Source organism: Leptolyngbya sp. FACHB-60 (assembly GCF_014695775.1).
Lineage (GTDB): Bacteria > Cyanobacteriota > Cyanobacteriia > Phormidesmidales > Phormidesmidaceae > Nodosilinea.
In genome coordinates, this window is the sequence record NZ_JACJOX010000049.1 from 54337 (window position 1) to 77681 (window position 23345).

The 23345-nt window shown below is 54.6% G+C and carries 35 protein-coding genes; 29 read left to right on the forward strand and 6 right to left on the reverse strand.

The window, feature by feature from the left end:
• Nucleotides 1–120 precede the first annotated feature (120 nt).
• Together H6F57_RS17975 and H6F57_RS17980 are read right to left on the reverse strand one after the other, a co-directional pair.
• Complete coding sequence (locus H6F57_RS17975) at nt 121–1443, reverse strand: LdpA C-terminal domain-containing domain (RefSeq protein WP_190626119.1); 1323 nt, start codon at nt 1441–1443, stop codon at nt 121–123.
• 72 nt (nt 1444–1515) lie between these two features.
• Nucleotides 1516–1983: an NAD(P)H-quinone oxidoreductase subunit N gene (locus tag H6F57_RS17980; protein WP_190626120.1), complete on the reverse strand. Its 468-nt coding sequence runs from the start codon at nt 1981–1983 to the stop codon at nt 1516–1518.
• A gap of 470 nt (nt 1984–2453) precedes the next feature.
• On the opposite strand from H6F57_RS17980, the gene rplC reads away from it, so the two are divergent.
• The 21 genes from rplC to infA all read left to right on the forward strand — a co-directional run bounded on the left by rplC (nt 2454) and on the right by infA (nt 13617).
• Nucleotides 2454–3089 (forward strand): 50S ribosomal protein L3, encoded by a 636-nt coding sequence (gene rplC / locus H6F57_RS17985; RefSeq protein ID WP_190626121.1) that lies wholly within the window; start codon nt 2454–2456, stop codon nt 3087–3089.
• A 77-nt stretch (nt 3090–3166) separates the two neighbouring features.
• Nucleotides 3167–3799 (forward strand): 50S ribosomal protein L4, encoded by a 633-nt coding sequence (rplD, locus tag H6F57_RS17990; RefSeq protein WP_190626122.1) that lies wholly within the window; start codon nt 3167–3169, stop codon nt 3797–3799.
• A complete protein-coding gene (locus H6F57_RS17995; protein ID WP_190626313.1) occupies nt 3795–4097 on the forward strand; it encodes a 50S ribosomal protein L23 in 303 nt (100 codons plus the stop codon). Before rplD ends, H6F57_RS17995 begins: the two co-directional genes overlap by 5 nt.
• A gap of 53 nt (nt 4098–4150) precedes the next feature.
• The gene (gene rplB / locus H6F57_RS18000; protein ID WP_190626123.1) at nt 4151–5014 is read left to right on the forward strand and encodes a 50S ribosomal protein L2; all 864 of its coding nucleotides are present in this window, start codon (nt 4151–4153) and stop codon (nt 5012–5014) included.
• Between the two features lie 48 nt (nt 5015–5062).
• Nucleotides 5063–5341, forward strand: coding sequence for a 30S ribosomal protein S19 (rpsS, locus tag H6F57_RS18005; RefSeq protein ID WP_035991915.1), 279 nt, complete (start codon nt 5063–5065; stop codon nt 5339–5341).
• Nucleotides 5342–5365: 24 nt separating this feature from the next.
• Complete coding sequence (gene rplV / locus H6F57_RS18010; RefSeq protein ID WP_190626124.1) at nt 5366–5722, forward strand: 50S ribosomal protein L22; 357 nt, start codon at nt 5366–5368, stop codon at nt 5720–5722.
• A gap of 65 nt (nt 5723–5787) precedes the next feature.
• The gene (rpsC, locus tag H6F57_RS18015) at nt 5788–6522 is read left to right on the forward strand and encodes a 30S ribosomal protein S3 (RefSeq protein WP_190626125.1); all 735 of its coding nucleotides are present in this window, start codon (nt 5788–5790) and stop codon (nt 6520–6522) included.
• A 55-nt stretch (nt 6523–6577) separates the two neighbouring features.
• Nucleotides 6578–6997, forward strand: a complete 420-nt coding sequence (gene rplP, locus H6F57_RS18020; RefSeq protein ID WP_073609628.1) for a 50S ribosomal protein L16 — start codon at nt 6578–6580, stop codon at nt 6995–6997.
• Nucleotides 6998–7001: 4 nt separating this feature from the next.
• Nucleotides 7002–7274 carry a 50S ribosomal protein L29 gene (gene rpmC, locus H6F57_RS18025; RefSeq protein WP_190626126.1) on the forward strand — a complete coding sequence of 91 codons (273 nt, stop codon included), beginning with the start codon at nt 7002–7004 and terminating at the stop codon, nt 7272–7274.
• A 16-nt stretch (nt 7275–7290) separates the two neighbouring features.
• Nucleotides 7291–7542, forward strand: coding sequence for a 30S ribosomal protein S17 (gene rpsQ, locus H6F57_RS18030; RefSeq protein WP_190626127.1), 252 nt, complete (start codon nt 7291–7293; stop codon nt 7540–7542).
• A 9-nt stretch (nt 7543–7551) separates the two neighbouring features.
• A complete protein-coding gene (gene rplN / locus H6F57_RS18035; RefSeq protein WP_073609625.1) occupies nt 7552–7917 on the forward strand; it encodes a 50S ribosomal protein L14 in 366 nt (121 codons plus the stop codon).
• Nucleotides 7917–8264, forward strand: coding sequence for a 50S ribosomal protein L24 (rplX, locus tag H6F57_RS18040; protein ID WP_199289637.1), 348 nt, complete (start codon nt 7917–7919; stop codon nt 8262–8264). The genes rplN and rplX overlap by 1 nt, the downstream gene beginning before the upstream one ends.
• A gap of 64 nt (nt 8265–8328) precedes the next feature.
• The gene (gene rplE, locus H6F57_RS18045; protein WP_190626128.1) at nt 8329–8874 is read left to right on the forward strand and encodes a 50S ribosomal protein L5; all 546 of its coding nucleotides are present in this window, start codon (nt 8329–8331) and stop codon (nt 8872–8874) included.
• A 26-nt stretch (nt 8875–8900) separates the two neighbouring features.
• Nucleotides 8901–9302: a 30S ribosomal protein S8 gene (rpsH, locus tag H6F57_RS18050; protein ID WP_035991897.1), complete on the forward strand. Its 402-nt coding sequence runs from the start codon at nt 8901–8903 to the stop codon at nt 9300–9302.
• 81 nt (nt 9303–9383) lie between these two features.
• Nucleotides 9384–9923 (forward strand): 50S ribosomal protein L6, encoded by a 540-nt coding sequence (gene rplF, locus H6F57_RS18055; RefSeq protein WP_190626129.1) that lies wholly within the window; start codon nt 9384–9386, stop codon nt 9921–9923.
• Nucleotides 9924–9926: 3 nt separating this feature from the next.
• Nucleotides 9927–10286, forward strand: a complete 360-nt coding sequence (gene rplR, locus H6F57_RS18060; protein ID WP_190626130.1) for a 50S ribosomal protein L18 — start codon at nt 9927–9929, stop codon at nt 10284–10286.
• Between the two features lie 66 nt (nt 10287–10352).
• Nucleotides 10353–10874, forward strand: a complete 522-nt coding sequence (gene rpsE / locus H6F57_RS18065; RefSeq protein ID WP_073609619.1) for a 30S ribosomal protein S5 — start codon at nt 10353–10355, stop codon at nt 10872–10874.
• A 36-nt stretch (nt 10875–10910) separates the two neighbouring features.
• A complete protein-coding gene (gene rplO, locus H6F57_RS18070) occupies nt 10911–11357 on the forward strand; it encodes a 50S ribosomal protein L15 (RefSeq protein WP_190626131.1) in 447 nt (148 codons plus the stop codon).
• 110 nt (nt 11358–11467) lie between these two features.
• Nucleotides 11468–12781, forward strand: coding sequence for a preprotein translocase subunit SecY (secY, locus tag H6F57_RS18075; RefSeq protein WP_190626132.1), 1314 nt, complete (start codon nt 11468–11470; stop codon nt 12779–12781).
• Nucleotides 12781–13335 carry an adenylate kinase gene (locus H6F57_RS18080; protein ID WP_190626133.1) on the forward strand — a complete coding sequence of 185 codons (555 nt, stop codon included), beginning with the start codon at nt 12781–12783 and terminating at the stop codon, nt 13333–13335. The genes secY and H6F57_RS18080 overlap by 1 nt, the downstream gene beginning before the upstream one ends.
• A 57-nt stretch (nt 13336–13392) precedes the next feature.
• Nucleotides 13393–13617, forward strand: a complete 225-nt coding sequence (infA, locus tag H6F57_RS18085) for a translation initiation factor IF-1 (protein ID WP_017297627.1) — start codon at nt 13393–13395, stop codon at nt 13615–13617.
• 5 nt (nt 13618–13622) lie between these two features.
• Here the strand turns inward: infA and H6F57_RS18090 are convergent, their stop codons facing one another.
• Both H6F57_RS18090 and H6F57_RS18095 read right to left on the reverse strand, forming a co-directional pair.
• Nucleotides 13623–14666 carry a DUF1611 domain-containing protein gene (locus H6F57_RS18090; RefSeq protein WP_190626134.1) on the reverse strand — a complete coding sequence of 348 codons (1044 nt, stop codon included), beginning with the start codon at nt 14664–14666 and terminating at the stop codon, nt 13623–13625.
• A complete protein-coding gene (locus tag H6F57_RS18095) occupies nt 14647–15702 on the reverse strand; it encodes a dipeptide epimerase (protein WP_190626315.1) in 1056 nt (351 codons plus the stop codon). The genes H6F57_RS18090 and H6F57_RS18095 overlap by 20 nt, the downstream gene beginning before the upstream one ends.
• Nucleotides 15703–15930: 228 nt before the next feature.
• Here H6F57_RS18095 and H6F57_RS18100 point away from each other — a divergent pair, with 228 nt between their 5' ends.
• The 8 genes from H6F57_RS18100 (at nt 15931) to H6F57_RS18135 (ending at nt 21676) form a co-directional block, all read left to right on the forward strand.
• On the forward strand, nt 15931–16590 hold the full coding sequence (locus tag H6F57_RS18100) for a CHRD domain-containing protein (RefSeq protein ID WP_190626135.1): 660 nt from the start codon (nt 15931–15933) through the stop codon (nt 16588–16590).
• Nucleotides 16591–16754: 164 nt separating this feature from the next.
• Nucleotides 16755–17336, forward strand: coding sequence for a sigma-70 family RNA polymerase sigma factor (locus tag H6F57_RS18105; protein WP_190626136.1), 582 nt, complete (start codon nt 16755–16757; stop codon nt 17334–17336).
• A gap of 4 nt (nt 17337–17340) precedes the next feature.
• Complete coding sequence (locus H6F57_RS18110) at nt 17341–18114, forward strand: anti-sigma factor (RefSeq protein WP_190626137.1); 774 nt, start codon at nt 17341–17343, stop codon at nt 18112–18114.
• A gap of 75 nt (nt 18115–18189) precedes the next feature.
• Nucleotides 18190–19626 (forward strand): aspartate aminotransferase family protein, encoded by a 1437-nt coding sequence (locus tag H6F57_RS18115; protein ID WP_190626138.1) that lies wholly within the window; start codon nt 18190–18192, stop codon nt 19624–19626.
• 455 nt (nt 19627–20081) lie between these two features.
• Nucleotides 20082–20729, forward strand: a complete 648-nt coding sequence (locus H6F57_RS18120) for a DUF3386 domain-containing protein (protein WP_190626139.1) — start codon at nt 20082–20084, stop codon at nt 20727–20729.
• Between the two features lie 129 nt (nt 20730–20858).
• Nucleotides 20859–21050 (forward strand): hypothetical protein, encoded by a 192-nt coding sequence (locus tag H6F57_RS18125; protein ID WP_190626140.1) that lies wholly within the window; start codon nt 20859–20861, stop codon nt 21048–21050.
• 16 nt (nt 21051–21066) lie between these two features.
• Nucleotides 21067–21351 carry a 2TM domain-containing protein gene (locus tag H6F57_RS18130; protein WP_190626141.1) on the forward strand — a complete coding sequence of 95 codons (285 nt, stop codon included), beginning with the start codon at nt 21067–21069 and terminating at the stop codon, nt 21349–21351.
• Nucleotides 21352–21367: 16 nt separating this feature from the next.
• Nucleotides 21368–21676: a DUF3181 family protein gene (locus H6F57_RS18135; RefSeq protein WP_073609609.1), complete on the forward strand. Its 309-nt coding sequence runs from the start codon at nt 21368–21370 to the stop codon at nt 21674–21676.
• On the opposite strand, the gene H6F57_RS18140 is transcribed toward H6F57_RS18135, so the two are convergent.
• Both H6F57_RS18140 and H6F57_RS18145 read right to left on the reverse strand, forming a co-directional pair.
• Nucleotides 21677–22687, reverse strand: coding sequence for a hypothetical protein (locus tag H6F57_RS18140; protein ID WP_190626142.1), 1011 nt, complete (start codon nt 22685–22687; stop codon nt 21677–21679).
• 63 nt (nt 22688–22750) lie between these two features.
• Nucleotides 22751–23158, reverse strand: coding sequence for a DUF6713 family protein (locus H6F57_RS18145; protein ID WP_190626143.1), 408 nt, complete (start codon nt 23156–23158; stop codon nt 22751–22753).
• Nucleotides 23159–23345 lie beyond the last annotated feature (187 nt).

Genomic DNA, 23345 nt, shown 5'->3' on the forward strand with positions numbered 1-23345 from the left:
TGGGCTGTCCCTTCAGATTCAGTGGGTAAGAAGTCCACGGCAGGGTTATTAATGGCAGAAATGTTGTTGGCGGGGGCGTTGCTGCTCGATCCGTCACTCATCGAGCGATCGTCGCTATAGCTAACCATAACGTGTTGGTAAAAAATGTCTGTGGGATTTGAGTGGGCCTACCAGCTGCCGGGCCAGGGCTAGACTTTGGCCCAAGACACTACTGTCTAGCTGCTGCCAAGGGGCAACGATTGGTTTGGAAAGGCCGTCACTGGCTGAAGTGCTTTGACCGATGGCGGACTGGTCAAGGGAGTCATTCCCCAGCCAGGGTTGAAGCTCTTGGTCAAGGGCGTCAAGCAGCGGCAATACTTGCGATCGCCCGTAGCTACCGTAGGCAATGCCCGAAATAGTTTTGGGGGCTAAGGCTATATCACTATCGACCATCCCAACCTGCTGGGAAGAAGGCCAGGCATTGGGTTGAGACGCATCAGGCTGAAGTAGAAATGCTGTATTGACCAAACCGAGATTGAGCAACTTATTTACAGTGTAGCCATTGGTACCGCCAGCGGGTTGCACATAGCCCGGCAGCCCTGCGTCAAGAATCTTTTGGGCCAGGCGAATAGCGGCGTGGGTTGTGCCTTTACCCAGGTCACCGCTCATGGGTCGACCATCCGTTTGCCAGATCAGGGGCACCTCTAACGGCGCCATCAGGTTATAGAGATGCAATAGATACGGCACCACTTGGTCGTGGTCTGGACAACTAATGGAGACTAGCTTAAGGTGGGGTCGCCAAGCCTGCAGCCGCTGCCAGAGCTGCGCGAACTGAGCGTGATGCCCAGTTTGGGTGTGAATTTCTACGGCGTCAATTTGGGCCAGTTGCTCACTAGAGAAGGTTTCTGGCCGGGCCAGATAAGATTGGGCTTCAATATTGCCAACTGGGCAAACGGTGATGCAGCGACCGCAGCCGTAGCAGAGGTCCGCAGCCACTCCCCCTTGAGTAGGGGCCTGAAACTGAATGGCGGCAGTGGGACAGATGAGTTCGCAGGGGCGATCGCACTCGGGTGGGCAGTGCGCCGCATTGAAGTGAGCCTTGCGAAAATGGGGGTCTTCACTGTCATTAAGGCTCACCATTAACCAGGGCAATCCCGGAATCAGATGGTTGTAATTCTCTGAAGATGCTTCGCCGTTGTCCAAATGCTTTGCCAAGCGCACAGCATCCGCCAACCCCTGGCGGGCAGCGGCCACCACTGCTCCATCGGCGGCGACGTCGATGCAATCTACTCCCGCTAAGGCATATAGCATCACTAACCGCCGCACCGTCGGCATGTCCTGGTAGCTGGCACCGCAAATTAGCTTTACCCACTGCCCCAACTGTAGCGATCGGTGGGGAAACGGCAGGGGGCTTTCTGAGTAAAGAGACCCCAATACAGCTCCAGAGGCGGTTTCAATGTCCATGGGGGCGTAGATTTTAGCGGGGGTAACCCAGCTCTTTGAGGGCCAGCCTCGGAGTTTAGACTGGCCTCGGGTCTATATCAGATTGGCCAAGGGCTCCCAGCTAAAGGAGCGATCGCCCCCCATTTCTACTACCACCTTTACCCGGGGCTCAAGGGTTGGCAGGCTAACCAAATAGGCCAACTCTTGGCGCGATAAAATATGTCCCTCAATCAGCCATAGCACCATGCCCTTAGCCTTAGCCGACATGGTGTCTAGACGATAGGTGAGTATAGGGGGAACAAAATAGGTATAGCCTACCGCCGGACCGCTGCCCAAGGTTTTCTTACCCAAGTGGGGCGGGCGCACCCCATGAATAGCGGTGAGATAAGACGACACATCCCCTAAGCCACGGGCAGTGATGTTCATCGTTTCGTAACCGGTGGCCTTCAACCGGCGCTCGTAGCGACCTTCAAACCCTCCCTCTAGGGGCATACGCACGGCGATCGCACCGTTGCTCTCCAGATCCTTGATAAAGGGCTTACCCGTTGTCAGCAGCGCCATAATTAACCCTCGGCCGTTGGCTATCTATCAGGTGTCATTGTACTGTGTTCAAGCGGAGAGTAAACCCAGCCAGCTAGAGCGTTTGTCTTGCCCACCATCTGCGTGCGGGTGTGACAGCAGCAAATTTTCAATCTTTCTGAGAATGGGTGTAGACATCTGCTGACAAGAGCTGTAGTATGGTAAATCGCCGACAAAAAAGGATACTGAGTAGTCCAGCGGGTTACCCAAGTCCTGGCATTTGACTGTTCTGATGCCCTAGCACCAAGGTGTTTGCGGTTCTGGCTCTAAGGCCAGCTGTAGTCAGAGTTAAGTCAAGCTTTCTTTTGAATAGTGACCGGCTTAGGCTGGCAGCGCTTACCCCGGTGAGCTTTTTGGTCTGGGGTGTTCAAAAGTCGATGTCGTTGATGCGCAAAGCTCTCCTTTTGGGGAGTCCTGCGCATTTCGTAATGTGTTAGTAGGGAGACAGGACTGTGGCAGTCGGTATTCTCGGCAAAAAGCTGGGCATGACCCAAGTATTCGATGAGGCAGGCAATGCTATCCCCGTCACGGTGGTGCAGGCCGGTCCTTGTGTTGTTACTCAGATTAAAACCTCAGATACCGATGGCTATGCAGCTATCCAGCTAGGGTTTGACGAAGTGACCGAAAAGAAGCTTAACAAACCTGAGCTGGGTCATCTGGCCCGTTCTGGCAGCGCTCCTTTGCGTCACTTAAAGGAATATCGGGTTGATGCTGCCGATGGTTTTGAGTTGGGGCAGGCTGTAACCGCTGAAACCTTTAGCGAAGGCCAGCTGGTGGATGTCACCGGCAAGAGCATGGGTCGTGGCTTTGCGGGCTATCAAAAGCGCCACAACTTCCGTCGTGGCCCCATGGCCCACGGTTCTAAGAACCACCGCGCTCCGGGCTCTACCGGTGCTGGTACGACACCTGGACGAGTTTACCCTGGTAAGCGCATGGCTGGTCAGATGGGCAACACCCGAGTGACTATTCGCAAGCTAGAAGTGGTGCGGGTAGATAACGACCGCAACCTTCTATTGATCAAGGGTGCTATTCCTGGTAAGCCCGGTGGGTTGCTAAGTATTGCTCCAGCCCAATGGGTTAAGGCTTAGTTTTTCAGGGTTACAGTGAGCGGTTTAAATCTTTGACTTTCGGGCATCCAAAGCTTTTTAAGAGATAGGTTCAGACAATGGTTGAGTGCGTCGTAAAAAACTGGGAGGGCCAAGAGGCGGGTACAGCATCCCTAGATCTTCAGGTTGCTAAAGAAGAATCTGCCTCTCACATTGTTCACCGCGCTCTAGTGCGTCAGATGAACAACGCCCGTCAAGGCACGGTTTCTACTAAGACCCGTGCTGAAGTCAGAGGTGGTGGCCGCAAGCCCTGGCGTCAAAAAGGTACCGGCCGAGCCCGAGCTGGTTCTAATCGTTCTCCTCTCTGGCGTGGCGGTGGTGTCATCTTTGGCCCCAAGCCTCGCGACTACAGCGTCAAGATGAACCGCAAAGAGCGGCGTCTGGCCCTGCGCACTGCCCTCCAGGGTCGAATTGATGATTTGGTTGTGGTTGAAGGGTTTGAGGATAAGTTTTCTCGGCCCAAAACCCGTGAGCTGCTCGATGCGATCGCTCGATGGGGCATTGATCCTAACGCCAAGATCCTGTTAGTCATTCCCGAGCGGCAAGAGTTGGTCTATCTCTCAGCTCGTAATCTTGAGAACGTCAAGCTCATTACTGCAGTCAATCTCAACATCCACGATCTGTTAAATGCCGACCATCTTGTTATTACATCCCCTGCCCTAGAGGCTATTCAGGAGGTTTACAGTGATTAATGCCGCCAATACTCCGTCTTTGGCTGATCTCATCCGTCGGCCCCTGATCACCGAGAAGGCTACCCTTCTGCTGGAAAACAATCAATACGTCTTCGAAGTTGACCCTCGCGCCAGCAAGCTGCAGATCAAGGCCGCGATCGAAGAATTGTTTGAAGTCAGGGTTGTATCGGTCAATACCTACAACCCTCCTAAGAAAAAGCGCCGAATGGGGCGTTTTGCTGGGCATCGACCCCACTACAAGCGTTCGGTGGTCACCCTGGCTCCTGGAAACTCCATTCCTCTCTTCCCTGACCTCTAGAATTCAGGGTTTCACTGTTCCAACCTTTAGCCGTGTAGCCAGCAAGTACTCCCATGGGCATCCGTTCCTATCGACCTTATACCCCTGGTACTCGTGAGCGAACCGTTTCCGAGTTTGCCGAGATTACCCGCAGCGAGCCTGAAAAGTCCTTAACTCGCTCCACCCACCGTCCCAAGGGACGTAACAACCGGGGGGTAATTACCTGTCGCCACCGGGGCGGCGGCCACAAGCGTTTATATCGCGTGATCGACTTTCACCGCAACAAACTCGGCATAACTGCCAAGGTCGCATCCATCGAATACGACCCTAACCGCAATGCGCGTATTTCCCTGCTTCATTACGAAGATGGAGAAAAGCGGTATATTCTCTGTCCTGCAGGGTTAGCGGTAGGTTCAACAGTAGTTGCTGGCCCCGATGCGCCTCTTGAAGTTGGTAATGCTTTACCGCTGTACAAGATTCCGCTTGGTACAACGGTGCACAACGTCGAAATGCAGGTCGGAAAGGGCGGGCAAATGGTGCGCTCTGCCGGTACTGGTGCCCAGGTTGTGGCCAAGGAAGGTGACTATGTCACCCTAAAACTGCCTTCTACGGAAGTTCGTATGGTGCGCCGCGAGTGCTACGCCACCATTGGCCAAGTCGGCAATGCTGACATCCGTAACGTTAGCCTTGGTAAAGCTGGCCGTAAACGCTGGCTGGGCCGTCGTCCTGAGGTGCGCGGTAGCGTGATGAACCCGGTCGATCACCCCCATGGTGGTGGTGAGGGGCGGGCTCCCATTGGCCGCTCTGGTCCGGTAACTCCCTGGGGTAAGCCGGCTTTAGGTTACAAAACTCGCAAGAAGAACAAGGATAGCGACAAGTACGTTGTGCGTCGTCGCCGTCGCGTATCGAAGCGGGGTCGTGGCGGTCGTAACGCTTAGTTAGTAATTCGTCGGCTGTTTCTTGATTGTTGTTAGGGCTGAAGCATCATGTCTCGCTCATTAAAAAAAGGGCCGTTTGTGGCCGACCACCTTCTCTCTAAAATCGAAGCCCTGAACACCAAGGGTGACAAGCAGGTCATTAAAACCTGGTCACGGGCATCGACGATCTTGCCTCAGATGATCGGTCACACAATTGCGGTGCACAATGGCCGCCAGCACGTGCCGGTCTACGTTACTGAGCAGATGGTGGGCCATAAGCTGGGTGAATTTGCCCCCACGCGAACCTTTCGCGGCCACGCTAAGACCGATAAAAAAGCTCGTCGTTAGGTATTAGGTAGAGGAACTGGAGAAATGGCTGTGGATACCTCAGAGCAGGTTAAGGCGGTAGCCCGCTATGTACGCATGTCACCCCGTAAGGTGCGTCGAGTGCTTGACCAAATTCGTGGTAAGAGTTACCGGGATGCGCTAATCATCCTAGAGTTCATGCCTTACAAAGCGTGCGAACCCATTATCAAAGTGTTGCGTTCTGCTGTAGCTAACGCTGAGCACAACAACGGTCTTGACCCGGCGGGTTTGATGGTAAGCGAGGCGTTTGCTGATGCGGGGCCAGCTCTGAAGCGATTTCGCCCTCGAGCCCAGGGTCGGGCTTACCAAATTCGCAAGCCGACTTGTCACATTACTATTGCCGTGGCTCCGGCTGCCGAGTAGCTTTCGTACTGCTTCCATCGTCCAAACACCAGTTGTTCAAAAACCATTTTCCAGAGGGTTAGTTCGTGGGACACAAGATTCATCCAACCGGGTTTCGCCTTGGCATAGTTCAAGAGCACCGCTCTCGCTGGTTTGCGGAGGGCACTCGCTACCCTGATTTGCTTCAGGAAGACTATCGCATTCGCGAGTACGTTCAAAAGACTTTGAACAATGCCGGCATTGCCGATATTCGTATTGAGCGCAAGGCTGACCAAATTGATCTTGAGTTGCGAACGGCTCGCCCTGGCGTTGTTGTCGGTCGTGGTGGAGCGGGTATTGAGTCCCTGAGAATGGGTGTGCAAAAGCTACTTAAGGACTCCAACCGTCAAATTCGCGTCAACGTGGTGGAAGTGAACCGCGTGGATGCGGATGCTGCCCTGGTGGCTGAATACATTATTCAGCAGCTAGAGCGTCGGGTCTCTTTCCGTCGGGTGGTGCGCCAGGCTATTCAACGTGCTCAGCGTGCTGGGGTGGAAGGTATCAAAATTCAGGTGAGCGGCCGTTTGAACGGTGCAGAAATTGCCCGGACTGAGTGGACTCGGGAAGGTCGGGTACCTCTCCACACTCTGCGAGCTGATGTTGACTACGCCTACACCACTGCGCAAACGACCTATGGCATTTTGGGTGTGAAGGTTTGGATCTTTAAGGGCGAGATTATTCCTGGCCAAGAGGAAGCTCCGACTGCTGCTCCCAATGCTCAACCCCGCCGTCGTCAGCCCCGTCGTCGCCAGCAGTTTGAAGACCGCTCTAACGAAGATTAGGCTATCCTCGTGTTTCTTTGATTGATTTTACCTGTGACTTCAAGAGTGCCGATCCATGCTAAGTCCAAAACGAACTAAATTTCGCAAGCAGCACCGCGGGCGTATGCGCGGCATGGCTCAGCGGGGCAGCGACATCAACTTTGGTGATTTTGCCCTTCAAGCAACCGAGCCCTGCTGGCTAACTGCTCGTCAGATTGAGGCAGCCCGTCGAGCCATGACCCGCTATGTACGGCGAGGCGGCAAAATCTGGATTCGCGTCTTTCCTGACAAGCCTGTGACTATGCGTCCCGCAGAAACCCGAATGGGTTCTGGTAAGGGTAATCCTGAGTTTTGGGTAGCTGTGGTGAAACCCGGTCGGATCGTTTTTGAGATTGCTGGGGTGCCTGAAGCCACTGCGCGGGAAGCAATGCGGCTAGCCGCTTTCAAGCTGCCGTTTAAGACTAAGTTCATCGCCCGCGAAAGCAAGGAGGCGTAGGCCAATGGCATTAACCAAGATTCAAGAGGCGCGCAGCCTGAGCGATGAAGAACTGCTAACTGCGATTGCTGAAACCAAGCGCGAGCTATTTCAACTGCGGTTTCAGAAAGCTACTCGCCAACTCGACAAGCAGGTGCATCAGTTTAAGCATCTCCGTCATCGTCTGTCTCAGCTTATGACGGTTCAGCGGGAGCGCCAGCTAATTGCCCTAGAGGCAGAGCCAGAGGCCCAAGCCACTGCCGTGGCAGCAGCCGCAACAGAATCGGTACCAGCATAGGGAATAGGTGAATTAGATGGCGGTTAAAGAACGAGTGGGAATGGTCGTTAGCAACAAGATGGATAAAACCGTCGTGGTTGCTGTGGAAAGTCGCACCTCCCATCCTAAGTACGGCAAGATTGTGGTGCGAACAAAGCGCTATAAGGCCCATGACGAAGAGAATACGTGCGAGGAAGGAGATCAGGTGCGAATTCTTGAAACTCGTCCCCTGAGCCGAACCAAGCGTTGGATGGTAGCTGACATTGTTAATCGTGCGGCAGACGCATAGGGGGGAATTGTGATTCAGCAGGAATCGTACTTAAATGTGGCCGATAACAGCGGTGCCCGGAAGCTCATGTGCATTCGTGTGCTGGGTGGTAATCGCCGCTATGCCGGAGTGGGCGATGTAATCATTGCTGTGGTCAAAGATGCGCTGCCAAACATGGCTGTGAAAAAGTCGGATGTAGTCCGGGCTGTAGTGGTTCGTACTAAGAAGGGCTTGCGTCGTAGCAGTGGTATGAGTATTCGTTTTGACGACAACGCTGCCGTGATTATCAACCAAGACGGCAATCCCAAAGGCACTCGCGTATTTGGGCCAGTAGCCCGTGAGCTGCGCGACAAAAACTTTACCAAGATTGTGTCGCTGGCACCGGAGGTTCTCTAATGGCAACAACAGCAAAGCAGGCCGTGCGCCATAAGGTGCATGTGCGGAAAGGCGATACTGTTCAGGTAATTGCTGGACGCGATCGTGGCAAGGTGGGTGAAGTGCTTACCGTTATTCCTAAAACCAGTCAGGTGTTGGTGCAGGGCGTAAATATCCGTACCAAACACGTTAAACCTCAGCAAGAGGGCGAATCGGGCCAGATCGTGACCCAGGAAGCCCCCATCCACAGCTCTAACGTCATGCTTTACTCCGAGAAAGAGAAGGTGGCCAGTCGAGTTGCTTACACCTTTACCGACGACGGTCGCAAGGTGCGGATGCTGAAAAAGACCGGTGAAATCATTGATTAAGGCTCTTAGTCTTACGCTCATCCTCTAGTCCTGACCAAGCCCAGGAAAGCGATAGAAACGACCCATGACCGACCAGTTAAAGACCATATATAAAGACACCGTTGTACCTAAACTGATGGAACAGTTTAAGTACGACAACATTCACCAAGTCCCCAAGGTGGTCAAGGTGACCGTCAACCGTGGCCTGGGTGAAGCGTCTCAGAATGCCAAAGCGCTGGAGTCCTCTCTGAGCGAACTGGCTTTAATCACCGGTCAGCGTCCGGTGGTAACCCGCGCCAAAAAGGCGATCGCAGGGTTCAAAATTCGTCAAGGCATGCCCGTAGGGATTATGGTCACCCTGCGCTCTGACCGCATGTACGCCTTTCTAAATCGCCTTATCAACCTGACCCTGCCCCGCATTCGCGACTTTCGCGGCATTAGCCCCAAGAGCTTCGATGGACGTGGCAACTACACTCTGGGTTTGCGAGAGCAGTTGATCTTTCCTGAAATTGACTACGACAGCATCGATCAAATTCGCGGTATGGATATCACCATTGTGACTACCGCCAGCACCGATGAAGAAGGCCGAGCGCTACTCAAGGAATTGGGTATGCCGTTCCGTGACAACTAACACAGGTTTATACGCGTACTAGAACTATGGCTGCTAACGACACAATTGCGGATATGTTGACTCGCATCAGAAATGCGAATCTGGCGCGGCACCAAACTGTAGGTATTCCTTCTACCCGGATGACCCGGAGTATTGCAAAGGTGCTCAAGGAAGAAGGGTTTATCACGGACTACTCGGAAACTACTGTCGAAGAGCGTCCTCAATTAGTGGTCGCCCTCAAGTACAAGGGCAAGACTCGTCAGCCCATCATTCGCAACCTTACTCGCGTTAGCAAGCCCGGTTTGCGCGTGTATTCCAACCGAAAAGAGCTACCTCGGGTGCTGGGGGGCATTGGCATTGCGATTGTTTCCACCTCTAGCGGAATCATGACTGACCGCGATGCCCGTCGCCAGGGTATTGGTGGCGAAGTGCTTTGTTATGTCTGGTAGGTAGCTAAATAGCGATGTTGTTAGCTGACGGCTAGTCATCAAGGGCGTTATCGAGTGCTAAGGATTTAGGAGTTTTGCATCATGTCACGTATTGGCAAACGGCCAATCCCAGTCCCGGCTAAAGTGTCAATTGTAATTGACGGTCAGGACATTCAGGTTAAAGGGCCTAAGGGCGAGTTGTCTCGTACCCTGCCCAGCGGAGTAATGGTGGTTCAGGATGGGGAAACCGTTCTGGTCAACCGCAAAGATGATTCTCGTCTGGCCCGCGAGCGCCACGGTCTCTGCCGCACCCTAGTGGCTAATATGGTTGAGGGAGTTTCGAACGGCTACCAAAAGCGCCTAGAAATCCAGGGTATTGGTTATCGGGCACAGGTGCAGGGTCGTAACTTGAACCTCAGCCTAGGGTACAGCCACCCTGTTATATTTGAACCCCCTGCCGGTATTGAGTTCGTAGTCGAAAACAACACCAATGTCATCATCAGCGGTATCGACAAAGAATTAGTTGGTAACATTGCCGCTAGCATTCGGGCGAGCCGACCCCCGGAACCCTACAAGGGTAAAGGTGTGCGCTATGCCGGTGAGCAGGTCAGACGTAAGGCCGGTAAGTCAGGGAAGAAATAAGTCATGAAAGCAAGTCGTAAAGAATTAACCCGTCGCCGTCACGTCCGCATTCGCCGCCGCGTGTTTGGCACCTCTGAACGGCCTCGGTTAGCCGTGTTTCGTTCAAACCAGCATATTTATGCCCAGATTATTGACGATACGGCTCACCATACCCTAGTGGCTGCATCAACAGTTGAGCCTGACGTTTTGAAGGATGAGTCAGGAGCTACTCAGGACTCAGCTGCTGTAGTCGGCAAATTGTTGGCTGAGCGCGCGCTAGAGGCTGGCATTACTCAAGTTGTCTTTGACCGAGGCGGTAAGTTATATCACGGGCGAGTAGCGGCTCTGGCTCAGGCCGCCCGTGAAGCAGGCTTGAGCCTTTAGGCCGAGCGTGATTGTCGGATGAAAAGCACCTAATTTTGCTTGATGTAAACAAGGCTGGGGAAAGGTATGGCAAACCGTCGCAAAGAAGCGCGTACTAAAGAAAAGAAGACCGATTGGCAGGAGCGCGTCGTTCAAATTCGTCGTGTGACTAAGGTGGTAAAGGGAGGTAAAAAACTTAGCTTCCGTGCCATTGTGGTTGTCGGCAATGAGAAAGGCCAGGTCGGCGTTGGCGTTGGTAAGGCCGGTGACGTCATTGGCGCTGTTAAGAAAGGCGTAGCCGATGGCAAAAAGCATTTGGTAGATGTGCCTCTAACTCGTTCTTATTCCATTCCCCATCCCTCTAACGGGATTGGCGGTGGTGCTAAGGTATTTATGCGCCCTGCTGCCCCTGGTACTGGGGTAATCGCTGGTGGTGCTGTACGCACGGTGCTCGAACTGGCTGGGGTGCGGAATGTCCTAGCTAAGCAGTTAGGTTCTAACAACCCCCTCAACAATGCTCGGGCTGCCGCAGATGCCCTAGCTTCACTGCGCACTTTTGCTGACGTAGCTGAAGAGCGGGATATCCCGGTTGAAAGCCTCTACATTTAATTCATTTCGGTATCGCTGTTTTTATTTTCCTCAGCCATGAGAATCAACGACGCACAACCACAAGTCGGCTCTAAGCGCCGCCGTCGCCGCGTCGGTCGCGGTATTTCTGCCGGCCAGGGCGCGAGCTGTGGCTTTGGCATGCGAGGTCAAAAGTCTCGTTCGGGTAGCGGTACTCGACCCGGCTTTGAGGGTGGCCAAATGCCCCTCTATCGGCGCATTCCTAAGCTCAAGCACTTTCCTCTGGTCAATCAGAAAGAGTACACCATTATCAACGTTAAAGGGCTAGCTGATCTGGCCGCAGGAACTGACGTATCGCTTGAGTCGCTGCTCGAAGCAGGCATATTGACCACCAATGACGGTCCTTTGAAGGTGCTGGGCCATGGTGAAGTCAGTGTGGCCCTGAATGTCAAAGCGGCGGCGTTTACTCAGTCTGCTAAAGAGAAAATTGAGCAAGCTGGCGGTACATGGGAAGTCGTCGCATAGCAAGATGACTCGCTCATCCCTTAGACTAGATCTAGGGACTGTAACCATAGATTCTGTGGTTATTTACTACCGTCAATGTATTGCTAAATGTAGGCCTGAGGTACTGTTGCATGGTCGTAAGTCGGGGTAAAAATCCAAGCGCGCAGGAAACATTTATGCAAATGGCTCAGGCTGCTGGCCTGCGCAGTCGTTTGCTGGTGACCCTAGGGCTGCTGGTACTAGTTAGATTAGGGATTTTTATTCCGGTACCGGGTATTGATCGCCAAGCTTTTGCTGCATCCATTCAATCGGGCAGTCTAGCTGGCTTTGTAGGCTTTTTAGATATCTTTGTGGGGGGCGGTCTGTCCGCCCTGGGTATCTTTGCCTTAGGGATTTTGCCCTTTATCAACGCTTCGATCATTATGCAGCTGCTGACGGCGGCTCTGCCTCAGTTAGAAGATCTGCAAAAGAATGAAGGGGAGGCTGGACGGCGCAAGATTTCCCAAATTACTCGCTATGTAGCCTTAGGCTGGGCAATTTTGCAGAGTACGTTGCTGTCGTCCTTCTTGCTGTATCAGTTTGCAGAAGTCCCCGGCCCTGCGTTTGTGGCCCAGACGGTGATTGCTCTGACGGCTGGCTCGATGTTTGTGATGTGGGTGGGTGAGTTAATCACCGAGCGTGGTATTGGTAACGGTGCTTCGCTGCTGATTTTCTTGAACATTGTGTCTACTCTCCCTCGATCTTTAGGGCAGACTATTGAGTTGGCACAGAGCGGCGATCGCGGCCTGGTGGGCGGCATTATTATTTTGATGCTTGCCTTTCTGGCGATGATTGTAGGAATTGTCTTTGTGCAGGAGGGAACTCGCCGCATTCCCATTATTTCTGCTCGTCGCCAAGTGGGCCGCAAGCTCTATTTAGAGCAAAGCAATTATCTGCCTCTGCGCCTCAACCAAGGCGGCGTTATGCCAATTATTTTTGCCTCTGCGGTGCTGGTGCTGCCGATTTCGTTGACCCAGTACATCACCAACCCTGGATTCAGTCAGTTTGTGAATAACTACCTGAATCCAACTTCTCTGTTCTATGTTTCGCTTTACCTGGTTCTGATTCTCTTCTTTAGCTATTTCTATTCGTCTTTGGTGATGAATCCAGACGATGTATCTCGCAACTTGAAGAAGATGGGGGCTAGCATTCCCGGCATTCGTCCGGGCAAAGCGACCACTGAGTACATTAGCCGTATTTTGAACCGGTTGACTTTCCTGGGCGCTGTTTTTCTGGGTATGGTTGCGGTTGTCCCCAGTGCTGTGGAGAGTTTGACTCGAGTGCAAACCTTTAGGGGCTTTGGAGCTACTTCTCTACTGATTCTGGTAGGTGTTGCAATTGACACTGCTAAGCAGATTCAGACCTACGTAATCTCCCAACGCTACGAAGGGATGGTGAAGCAGTAGTGACTCGACTTATTTTTCTGGGTCCGCCGGGGGCGGGCAAGGGCACCCAGGCTTTGCTGCTTGCTAAGGACTGCGAGGTTCCTCACATTTCTACTGGGGATATTCTACGGTCGGCGGTGGCGGTGGGTAGTGAGCTAGGCCAAAAAGCAGAGCAGTATATGAGTGCCGGTGAACTGGTGCCTGACGAGCTGATCTTGAACTTAATCCAGGAGCGGTTGGGGCAGGACGATACCCAAGCAGGTTGGCTGCTGGACGGTTTTCCTCGCAATGTGCCCCAGGCTGAATTTTTGCAGAAGCTGCTGGAGCAGATTGAACAGCCTGTTGACTTTGTGGTGAACCTGGATGTTGAGGACGACGTGATTGTTGCCCGCCTGCTGCAGCGGGGGCGTGACGACGATGAAGAGTCGGTGATTCTCAATCGGCTTCAGGTATACCGTGAGCAGACGGAACCGCTAATTGACTTTTATCGAAGCCGCCAGCAGTTGGTGTCGGTGGATGGTAATCAAACTATGGACGTAGTTCATGCTGACCTAAAGCGCCTAGTGATCGAGTAGTTACTGGGGTTATGCTAGAGTTCAGCCTGTTGATTGTGTACTGAGGGAGAGTTCAGCTTGTCTAAGCAAGACCTAATTGAAATGGAGGGTACCATTACTGAATCGTTGCCGAACGCGATGTTTCGGGTTGATTTGGATAATGGGTTTAACGTATTAGCCCACATTTCTGGGAAGATTCGTCGTAATTACATCAAGATTTTGCCAGGCGATCGCGTCAAGGTAGAGCTTACCCCCTACGACCTTACCAAGGGTCGCATTACCTATCGTCTCCGCAAGAAGTAGCCTGATCAAGCCAAGATGGGTGTCAATAGTTTGTTGGCCCCTGTGCGGAAGATGTCTGCACAGGGAAGTTTTGTTTGGGCTTCGACCGACTGAATGGCCTCCTCGGCAGCTGCTGCGGTTAGGTGACCAGTGTTGAGGGCGATCGCGACTACCTTCGCCGGGTAAAACGCCCCTGCTGCCGTCGTTACCTGTTCATACAGTGCTATTACGCTGGGCAGGTCGGGGATTTTGACGGTGGGGAAATTCTGAATATGGGTTTGCCCAGCTCGGTGTACTAGTACCAGATGGGTGGGTTGGGTACCCCGCAGCAGAGGCAGCGTAGCGGTCGAGGCCGGGTTAAGTAGCGATCCCTGACCTTCCACAAAGACGAAGTCGTGATAAGGGCCATGGTGCATGAGCTGCTGTTCGACGGCTCCTGACGCGTAATCAACCCGGATAGCATCTAGCGGCACGCCGTCATCCCCCAACATGAGGTTGGTTTGACCCGTGGCAATTACCTTAGATCGCAATCCTCGCTGGAGGCAGGCGCGGTGCAACTCTAAAGTTGCCGACATTTTGCCCACAGACATATCGGTACCTACGGTCAGAATGCGCTTGCAGTTTAGCTGACTGGCTTGCCCGCTCCCCACAGTCAGGCCTTCCGGTTCCTGGCGTACGTCCCAAATCCACTGGTAGTCTCTTATCCAGGGCTGGAGTGCCGGGTGTTTGGCCATTGGGGTATGGAGGCCGTTGACGATACTCAGCCCTGCCTTGACCGCCTGCTCAATTTCTTGAAACCAGGCATCGGGCAGCTTGCCACCGGAGGGAGCGATGCCGATCGCTAGCACATCTGGGGTGTAAGTCAGGGCCTTGGTGAGCGATTCAACCACGGGGATCGGCTTGTCGATACCAGTGAGGTCATGGAGCGATCGCCCCGCCGCCTGGTAATCAATTACTGCCACAATCCGCGATTGGCTAAAGCGCAGCAGGGCCTGGCCCGTCTTACCCATGGTGCTCTGGGTGCCCTCGTGCATAAGTAGGGCAATGCGACTATCGGGCGTGAGGTGCATAGCTAAGTCCAAGTCCAGGATGGGTGGAGGGGAGTAGGTGTCCGTCAGCTAGGGTAAGGCCACTGAAGGGGTCGTCCAGTAGATTTAGGTGGCTATCGAGGTCGAGATAGTCGGCTAAGGGTGAGAGCTGAGCCATGGCCCCATTCGCCAGGCTGCTGTCTGAATAGCAGCCAAACATGACCTGAAGGCCGCAGGCCCGCGCAGTGTGAATTATCCGCAGGGCCTCGGTCAGTCCTCCGGCTTTCATCAACTTAATGTTAATGCCATCGACTAAATCTGCTAGGCGAGGAATATCCGAACTGTTGAAGCAGCTCTCATCTACAAAAATTGGCAGTGGCGAGTCCTGCTTGAGCTTGGCTAAATCGGCATCCTGGCTTACGGGTAGGGGTTGCTCTAGATGAGTGACGCGGCGATCGCTCAGCCAATCCGCCATTTGCCTGGCTTCCTCTAGTTTCCAGCCGCCGTTGGCATCGACGCTAAGGCTGACGGTGGTGGGGATATGGTCATAGATGGCTTGAAACATAGCTTGGTCAGCTTCAATTCCGTGGGGACTACCAAGCTTCACCTTAAGGGCGCGGGCGGAGGTTTGCTGTAGCCAATCCTGCGATCGCTGCTGCGCGGCCTCGGGTGATGAAATGCCAACGGTAACTGACGTCGGCTGAATGCGCCCTAAATCTAGTCCCAGCAGCCGCCAAATGGGCTGCCCGACTAACTTACCGCACCAGTCCCACAGCGCTACGTCGAGTGCGGCGCGGGTAGCCGAGTGGAGAGATAACGCAGCAATAACGGCCTCAATGGCCTGGCGTTCTAACGGATGGTAAGGCGATACGGCCGTCTGCAAGCGAACAATGTCTGCTTGCAAGGTGTCCAACGTTTGTCGGTGAGTGCCGATGGAAAAAGGAGCCGCTTCCCCCCAGCCTTCTATGCCCTCAGCGCTGAGCTTGAGCCAGAGATTGGTCGATTGGGCCGTGGTGCCGCGACTGATAGTGAGCGGTACACGTTTGTGAACAGTAAACGGCTGACAGGTAATTTCCATACAGGTGGTAGCTAGCTTGGGGGCGGTACTTGACAGCACCGTAGGTCAACGCTGAAGCAGCGCAATTGGCTTACGGAGCTGCCCTCAGTTCAGCAGTTATGCCGCTGATGGTTGGGCTGGCTGAGTTTTGATGCCATGCTACTGCATCCAACTTGCAGAGGGCTGCGTACCGGGTATGAGTCTTCACCAAAGAGACTTTTAGCCGTTTGTTAAATGGAATGAAGCGTTATGTTGAGAGAACGAAAGCATCTGCGCAATAGCTTAATTGCCCTAGCGACCTGTCTGTTTGTAACAGTACTGTACTCCCCTATGCTGGGCCGGGTGATGGCTCAGTCGCCGCTGGTAACCCCCGCGACTGTGGCAACAACTTCCTGGTCTGGCGCCCCCAGTGACACCTTTGCCCTAGGAGAACAGATTGATGCAAACCTCGCGGCGGCAACGGCTCCCCTGCTCGCTCAGGGCTTGAATGAGCCCATCGTTACCTATATAGCCATGCTCAGCGGTCAGAATGTTGTACCCAAAGCGGCTAAAACCGATTCTCGTGGAGTGGTTGGGGCTGCCTTATCTGGCAATCGCTTGGTGGTGCGCGGCAGCTTTCGGGAGCTGAGCAGTGTCCCGCGCGACTATGCCACCGATCCGCTCGATCCGCCCAACCCCAGCATTACCTCGGCATTTCACGTCCACCGAGGTAGCTCTAGCGAAAACGGGCCATTTCAGTACGCTCTAAATGTCACCATGAATGCCAACGGCCGCGGGGGCAGCGCCATGGGCGACTACACCCTCACGCCTGAACAGCTTCAGGCGCTGCAAAACGGCATGCTGTATATCGATTTCCACACTACTCGCTACCGGGCTGGCGAACTGCGGGGCATTTTAATGCCTGCCTAGGCAAACGTCAGGCGCTCTATTCCTGTTGAGTTGTGGCTGGGCATCAGCCACAACTCAACAGGACAGCAGCAGACCCAAATCATGGCATTGTAATAGAACAACGACTGCGGTACGATGCGCCCTCCAGCCGCGATGCCGGGTCTAGTTCTGAGCATCCTGTGGATATGGATTTTGATCGATTGACCTTGCCTGAAGCTGGAGTGCCCACGGATGCAGACCTTTGGTTAGCTTTAAAGTCGGGGCAAACTAACGCCCTTGGCCCTGTGTACGATCGCCACGGTGGATTGGTCTACGGCATTGCTCTCAAGGTGCTAGGCCACACCCAGGAAGCCGAAGACCTGACCCAAGATATTTTTGTCAAGCTACAGTCAACGGCCTATGATCCCCAGCGAGGCTCGTTGCGCACGTTCTTGGCCATACTGACGCGATCGCGCGCCATTGATCGCCTGCGATCGCGTCAAGTGGCTCGGGCTGCGGTGGAACGCCTTCAGTCTATCCAGACAATGCCCTTAGCCCATACACCAGATGAAGCTCTAGTCCGGACCGAGCGTGCCCAAGATATCCAGACTGCTCTGGCCGAACTCTCTGAGAGTCAGCAAAAGATTTTGCGCCTAGCCTACTACGAAGGGCTATCCCAGTCGACCATTGCCGAACAGCTCGATACCCCCTTGGGCACTGTCAAAACTCATTCTCGTCGAGGTCTGCTGAGGCTACGACAAATTCTCCAAGAGCGTTGGGGTAACTAGCACCATGACTGGGTCGATTTCATCAGAACAATTGCAGCATCTGCTGGCGGGCTATGTCCTCTACGACCTTAGCCCCGAAGAGTCAGCTACCCTGGCAGATCTGCTGGCAGCCAACCCCAATCTACAGCAGGATATCGACCAGCTTCAGCAGGCACTGGAGATAGCCTACGACGGTGATCCTGTCAGCCCGCCTGCCCATTTGAGGATGGCCCTGCTACAGACCGCTGCCCATCCGGTTGCGTCTGAGGCTGAAGCGGTGAGTGCTCCGGTTGTGCCTCTAGGGCTGCGCCCTCATCGCTGGGGGCAAATTTGGGTAGCAGCAGCAGCGGCGCTGATTGCAGGCCTTAGTCTGAGCAACCTAATGCTTTGGCGCACGCTACAGCTTGAGCGGGCCAGCCAGCCAGAGGACGAAATCTTGACCATTGCCCTGGGTTCTCCTGAGGATGGTGCGTCGTCGGGGCAGGCTCAGGTGGTGATTAACCCCAGTACCCTGGCGGGTTCCCTCACGGTGGAGAACCTACCTCCCCTAGAGCCCGGCGCTGTTTACGTGCTGTGGACGGTGGTAGACCCCAGTGCTACAACCACCGTGGATCAAAAAAACGCTATTCTCACCACCGTATTTACCGTAGATGAGCAGGGTCAGGTGTCGCAACCTATTGATCTGCCGCCCGTGTACCGCCGCGATCGCGATCTGGTGCGGGCCGTAGCCATTACTAAAGAGAGCGCCGCTGCCCCCCAAGAGCATCTCTCGCCCCCTCTGCTAATTCAGCCTCTGTAGAAACCCTCGGTTTCTCTGGCATGGGATAGAGCATTGGCGAGATAATTGAGCCATAGATCCCATGAGAGGTGTGTGTTGGCTCCATCGGTTTTGCCTGCTACCGCGTTTATTGATCCCCAGGGCCACAATCGAGCGGCCATCGCAGCGATTTTGCAGACGGTGGTCGAGCAAATTCTTGACTACTCCACAGGGGCAGGTAGCCACGACCCTCTGCCCTCAATCAAGGATATTGAGTTTAGCGGTATTCCAGTTCAGCCAACGGCGATCGCCCCCCTGCTGTCGTCCCTGGGCGACCTGATGGCCCAGTCGATGAACCCGGCCCACCCTGGCTATATGGGCCACATGGACCCCTTACCCAGCACTGCTTCTATCGTGGGCGACTGGGCGGCGGCAGCCCTGAACAACAACATGCTGAGCGTGGAGATGTCGCCGGTTTTGTCGCGACTAGAGCCGCTGCTGCTGGCCGAATTGGCCCAGATGTTTGGGCTGGGTGAGCGGGCGGGGGGGCTGCTGGCCAGCGGTGGCAGCCTGGCCAACTTGCAGGCGCTCACCGTAGCTCGCAACGTGAAACTGGACTGTTTGCGACAGGGATTGGCTGGGGGGCCGCCGCCGGTGATTTTGGCCTCGGAGATGGCCCACACCTCGATTCAAAAGGCGGCAATGGTACTGGGGCTAGGGCTGGAGGGGGTGGTGCTGGTGCCCGCAAACGCTAATGCTCAGATGGACGCGAATGCCCTAGAAGAGAAAATTCATGGTGCGATCGCCCAGGGGCAGCGGCCTTTTGCGGTGGTAGGCACGGCGGGCACCACTGTCACCGGCAACATTGACCCACTGCCCGAGATTGCCCGCATTGCCCAAACCCACGGGCTCTGGTTCCATGTCGATGCGGCCTACGGTGGGGCGATCGCCTTTTCGCCCCAGCACCGGCAGCGACTGACGGGTATTGAACAAGCTGATTCAGTGACCTTCAACCCCCAAAAATGGCTGTATGTCACTAAGACCTGTGCCTCGGTGTTATTTCGCGATCTGGGGTTGTTGCACAGTCACTTTCGAGTGTCGGCACCCTACATGAATACTGAGCCTGACTGGGTCAACCTGGGGGAATTGACGGTGCAGGGAACTCGCCATGCTGACGTGCTCAAGCTGTGGCTCACGCTCCAACATTTAGGCCAAGCGGGCTGCGCCGAACTGATTGAGGCCAGCTATGCCCTGAGCAATCACTTTGTCAGCCAGGTGCGCCAGCGGCCCTATCTGGAACTAGCCAGTGAGCCAGAGATGAACTTGATCTGCTTTCGCGGCTGCCCCCCCACGCTGCCCCCATCTCAGTGGGATGCCTGGAACGCTAGCTTGCAAGACTACTTGCTGAAGCAGCACCAGATTTTCTTGTCGGTGCCTAACTTTCGGGGGCAGCGATGGTTGAAGGCGGTGCTGCTCAACCCATTTACTACGGCGGCTGAAGTGAGCCAGCTATTTGAGGCTGTTGATCAGTATACTGGTAGCGCTGCCGGTTAAGGGGCGCGATCGCCCACTCATTGCATCCAAAACAAGTTATCCACAGACAGCTAAAAAACTGTGGATAACCTAAAACTTTTGCAATTTAATAATAACGAGTAATCTAAAAAGCCCTGACTGTGCAGGCTTTTTAGCGGATGCCTTAAAATCCAGGCTCACTATCGGCCTGTGGAAAACTATAGCTAAGTTGAGCTTCTAGAAACCGAGCTGCCTAGAAAAATTGCGCCAGCACAGACCTAAGTTTGAATTATGGGCCTTTCATTATAAAGAGGTGATCCCGTTAGCGCTGTAAACCACACTATATTAATACATTTCTTTGCAATTGACGGTTGACCTCGCCTACCACTTTCAGCCCAGGCCAAGCCCAGGGGAGTCTAGAATCGCTATGCTAGAGAAGCTCCAGCACAGCGGCAGGGCGCTGTTTGTGCACCAAACATGAATCGGGAGAATTTTTAATGGTTGGAACTCAGCTTGCAGCACGGGACTTGTTTCGCGCTGCCTACGAAAATCGCTACACCTGGGATGCAGCCTTCCCTGGTTATACCGCCGATGTGACGTTTACCCACAACGGCCAGGCCCACAGTGGCCAGGTCAAGGTCAGCGCCGACCTCAAACTTGAAGTTAGCGGCATTGCCGATGAGGCCGCCCAAAAAATGGTGCATGGTCAGCTGTTTGAGGTCTCGATTCACCGGGTGCGGCGCGAGTTTGAAGACAGCCACGGCAACAACACCTTTCGCTATGGTGATACCCTGGCCGACGGCTCAGTGGAGATTTTGATGGGTGGCAAGGCCGAGGGCGATCGCTACCAGCTCAAAGACAACGAAGTGTCGATGGTACACCGCTACATTCATGGCGTCGTGGTGACCATTCACACCTATAGCAGCCATGACACTGGGTTAGGCTACCTGTCGCACCGCTATGACTCGGTTTACCACGATCCCAAAACTGGCGATCAAAAGGGCGGCCTCAGCGATTTTGAAGACGAATACACCGAAGTTGGCGGCTACTACATTCTTTCTAGCCGCACCATCGAAACCGGTGTTGACGACGATACTGATAAGCAAGAGTTTGTATTTTCTAACATTGCTCTGATCTCGGCCTAAGGGCTGCACCCATCTAGTTAACGATGGCACCTCACCCGTCCTGCCTAAGCAGGACGGGTTTTCTATTTATCTTGTTATCTTGGCGCGATCGCATCGTCACTATGGCGAAAGAGCGAGAGAAGAGAACGCATGGTGCTGGTGTTAGGACGCGAGCTGAGCGGCATTCCCTCAGCGGTGGCGGCCGCCTGCAACCTACGGGGTAGTGCAGTCGCTCAATGTGCAGACGGCAGCGGCCTTAGCAATCTGCGCCTACATTGGCCAATGGGGAATGCCTCCCCCGCCTTTAGCACCCACACCTTTAGAATGAAGGGTGTAGCGTAATTGTGATGTTTGGCCTATGCCACCCCGTTGGCCCCGTAAACCCACCCGAGAAGACCCTGCCTACCGCAAGTTAGAAGACCGCATTAATTTTGCGGTGCATGTGGCGGCGTTTACTGCCGTTAACTCTGGGCTGTGGTTTTTTAATACCCTTAACCCTGAGTGGGTGCCTTGGGCGAATAGGGTAACCCTGACTTGGTTGCCGATTTTAGTAGCTAATGCTGTCTATATTTTTGCGATCGCAGACTACTCCTCTGTGCCCCTAGCGTCCAGTGCTGATTCTGACCCCAACACAGAGCCCTAGATGGAGAACCCAAGTTATGTCTGATGCCTCTACTGCCCGCGCCATTGAGTCTTTAGCCGCCACCATTGGCGACAAAGTGTATCTCGATGTGGCCAAGTGGCACCTATATCTGGGCGATGCCAAACTGCACACGCCCCTGGCCGAAAAGCTCTATCCCCTGGTCGCTGGCGATAAGGTGACCGAATCTGCCGTAGCGGATATTTTGACCAGCACGTCGGTAGCCATTGGCGGCGGGCAGAAAACCGTCACCCTGGCCGATTTAATCCCGGCAGCAGGCAAGGCCGATCTGCTAGAGGCGATCGCCGATTACCAGCGCGACCTATAGCTAACGCCTGTCGGGGCGATAGGCAGGGTGCTCTGGGGGAAGATCGTCCTCAGGCCATAGCTCCATGGCATCCACATCGATGGTGGGCACCTTGTCATCGCGCAGGTTGGGGCCGGAGGGTAGCCCAGCAGTAGCGTCGGTGACGGCCTCGCGCAGCTGGTTGCGCAAGCCACGCGTGCGCTTTTTAACGCTGCCCAGCAGGCCGCCCAGCTTGTCTTGGGCCTCGGCCTGGAGCTTTTGGCCGCGATCTTGGGCTTCGGCCCCCAGCTTGTGGCGACCTTCCTGAAACTGTTCATTCACCTGGTCGCGCATGGTTTGGGTGCCCTTAACGGCAGCATCCCAGCTGCGGCGGGGGTCGGGCATTTTGTCTAGGGAAATGCGATCGAAGGGCGACTGGGCTGGGGCTGGCTGCCGAGGCGGCTGCACTCCTGCCTGAACCAAAGTTGGAGCGCCCAGGGCGGTGTCTTCCGCCATCATGCGACGACGACCGGTGCTGATCACGGCCACTGGGGCCAGGGCGTAGAGGCTAGCTGGCAACGGGCTAGTTTCTGCCGGGACGAACAGGTATTGCAGGATGTTGCCGGTAGCGGGGTCAAAGCGGTAGTCGGTGAGCTGGCCAATGCGATCGCCGTGGTCTGACCACAGCTCGATCTCTCCCAGGGGTAGGCAGTCTTGCAGGTGCTCGTCAATCGCCTCGACCCGCGCGCCAGCTTTCACCACTACTCCATCGCGCCCGACAGAGCCAATCTGGGACCACAGAAACCGACGACTTTGGCGGTTCAATAGGCCGCCAGCGCTACAGCCGATGCCCTTGACCTGATGAGTCCGCCCGTTGACCCAAATTTCGGCAATGGGGCCAAACTCTTCGGCGGTGTCGAGGTTGATGGCTAGGCGGTTGAGCAACTCGCTCTTCAGCATGCCCTGGGGAAATGACCCGTCCATAATCAGCACTCCTATGATCGCTAGCCCAAGCCCAAACGCGTCTTTGACCTGGATGGGATCTTTACTCAATGGTAGTCGATCAAAATTTGCGCTTGGAAACTCCCCAGGGAGTTGAGAGCGATCTGGTACTGATTACTTCGTCTCTTGGGGAACTGTCTGTAGGGTTTGTCGAGAGGTCATAAAAACAGTCAGCAGGTACAGCAGCCCCAACGCGCCGCCGCCGTAGATCAATCCTTGGGAGAGAGCAGAGTCGAAGGTATAGAGAGAACTGTGCTCAAGCCGTTTGTGCAGCCCGGCATGGATGGCGAGAAAGAGCGCCACGACAATGCGCGACCAGTGGCGAACAGCAGGAGCTTCGTTATTGGTCAGCCACAGCAGCCCCGCCACCAGGGGAATGTGAACCAGCACAAAGGCCACCTCAGCGATCGCATCGGGCAAGCGGCTGAGAATAAACAGGAGTCGCCACTCGGCTTGGGCCATGGCGTCGAGTTCGTGGGCCATGAGTATGGCAAAGCTTAGGTGAAACAGCAGGTTTTTCATTTTGCGTTACCGTCTGGTTAGGTCAACGATTCAAGAAGTGGGCTCCCCGTCTCGGCTTTCTAGGGTCAGGCATTCTGCCTAGCCGCCAAGGAATCAGGATTTGATCAAATCCTGATTCCTTGGCGGCTCGTTGTCTTCTCGGGCGTGAACTGATTCTGCCCTGACAATTCCGAGTTAGAGTGAGCAG

Coding starts and splice junctions, on each gene's coding strand:
- rpsH (WP_035991897.1), top strand. CDS start 8,901: ATGGCTGCTAACGACACAATTGCGGATATGTTGACTCGCATCAGAAAT.
- H6F57_RS17980 (WP_190626120.1), bottom strand. CDS start 1,983: ATGGCGCTGCTGACAACGGGTAAGCCCTTTATCAAGGATCTGGAGAGC.
- rplO (WP_190626131.1), top strand. CDS start 10,911: ATGAGAATCAACGACGCACAACCACAAGTCGGCTCTAAGCGCCGCCGT.
- H6F57_RS18090 (WP_190626134.1), bottom strand. CDS start 14,666: ATGCACCTCACGCCCGATAGTCGCATTGCCCTACTTATGCACGAGGGC.
- rplB (WP_190626123.1), top strand. CDS start 4,151: ATGGGCATCCGTTCCTATCGACCTTATACCCCTGGTACTCGTGAGCGA.
- H6F57_RS18110 (WP_190626137.1), top strand. CDS start 17,341: ATGACTGGGTCGATTTCATCAGAACAATTGCAGCATCTGCTGGCGGGC.
- secY (WP_190626132.1), top strand. CDS start 11,468: ATGGTCGTAAGTCGGGGTAAAAATCCAAGCGCGCAGGAAACATTTATG.
- rplV (WP_190626124.1), top strand. CDS start 5,366: ATGGCTGTGGATACCTCAGAGCAGGTTAAGGCGGTAGCCCGCTATGTA.
- rplR (WP_190626130.1), top strand. CDS start 9,927: ATGAAAGCAAGTCGTAAAGAATTAACCCGTCGCCGTCACGTCCGCATT.
- H6F57_RS18120 (WP_190626139.1), top strand. CDS start 20,082: ATGGTTGGAACTCAGCTTGCAGCACGGGACTTGTTTCGCGCTGCCTAC.
- H6F57_RS18130 (WP_190626141.1), top strand. CDS start 21,067: ATGCCACCCCGTTGGCCCCGTAAACCCACCCGAGAAGACCCTGCCTAC.
- H6F57_RS18100 (WP_190626135.1), top strand. CDS start 15,931: ATGTTGAGAGAACGAAAGCATCTGCGCAATAGCTTAATTGCCCTAGCG.
- rpmC (WP_190626126.1), top strand. CDS start 7,002: ATGGCATTAACCAAGATTCAAGAGGCGCGCAGCCTGAGCGATGAAGAA.
- rplD (WP_190626122.1), top strand. CDS start 3,167: ATGGTTGAGTGCGTCGTAAAAAACTGGGAGGGCCAAGAGGCGGGTACA.
- rplX (WP_199289637.1), top strand. CDS start 7,917: ATGGCAACAACAGCAAAGCAGGCCGTGCGCCATAAGGTGCATGTGCGG.
- rpsS (WP_035991915.1), top strand. CDS start 5,063: ATGTCTCGCTCATTAAAAAAAGGGCCGTTTGTGGCCGACCACCTTCTC.
- rplP (WP_073609628.1), top strand. CDS start 6,578: ATGCTAAGTCCAAAACGAACTAAATTTCGCAAGCAGCACCGCGGGCGT.
- rplE (WP_190626128.1), top strand. CDS start 8,329: ATGACCGACCAGTTAAAGACCATATATAAAGACACCGTTGTACCTAAA.
- rplF (WP_190626129.1), top strand. CDS start 9,384: ATGTCACGTATTGGCAAACGGCCAATCCCAGTCCCGGCTAAAGTGTCA.
- H6F57_RS18095 (WP_190626315.1), bottom strand. CDS start 15,702: ATGGAAATTACCTGTCAGCCGTTTACTGTTCACAAACGTGTACCGCTC.
- H6F57_RS18105 (WP_190626136.1), top strand. CDS start 16,755: ATGGATTTTGATCGATTGACCTTGCCTGAAGCTGGAGTGCCCACGGAT.
- H6F57_RS18125 (WP_190626140.1), top strand. CDS start 20,859: ATGGTGCTGGTGTTAGGACGCGAGCTGAGCGGCATTCCCTCAGCGGTG.
- H6F57_RS18145 (WP_190626143.1), bottom strand. CDS start 23,158: ATGAAAAACCTGCTGTTTCACCTAAGCTTTGCCATACTCATGGCCCAC.
- H6F57_RS17975 (WP_190626119.1), bottom strand. CDS start 1,443: ATGGACATTGAAACCGCCTCTGGAGCTGTATTGGGGTCTCTTTACTCA.
- rpsQ (WP_190626127.1), top strand. CDS start 7,291: ATGGCGGTTAAAGAACGAGTGGGAATGGTCGTTAGCAACAAGATGGAT.
- rpsE (WP_073609619.1), top strand. CDS start 10,353: ATGGCAAACCGTCGCAAAGAAGCGCGTACTAAAGAAAAGAAGACCGAT.
- H6F57_RS18135 (WP_073609609.1), top strand. CDS start 21,368: ATGTCTGATGCCTCTACTGCCCGCGCCATTGAGTCTTTAGCCGCCACC.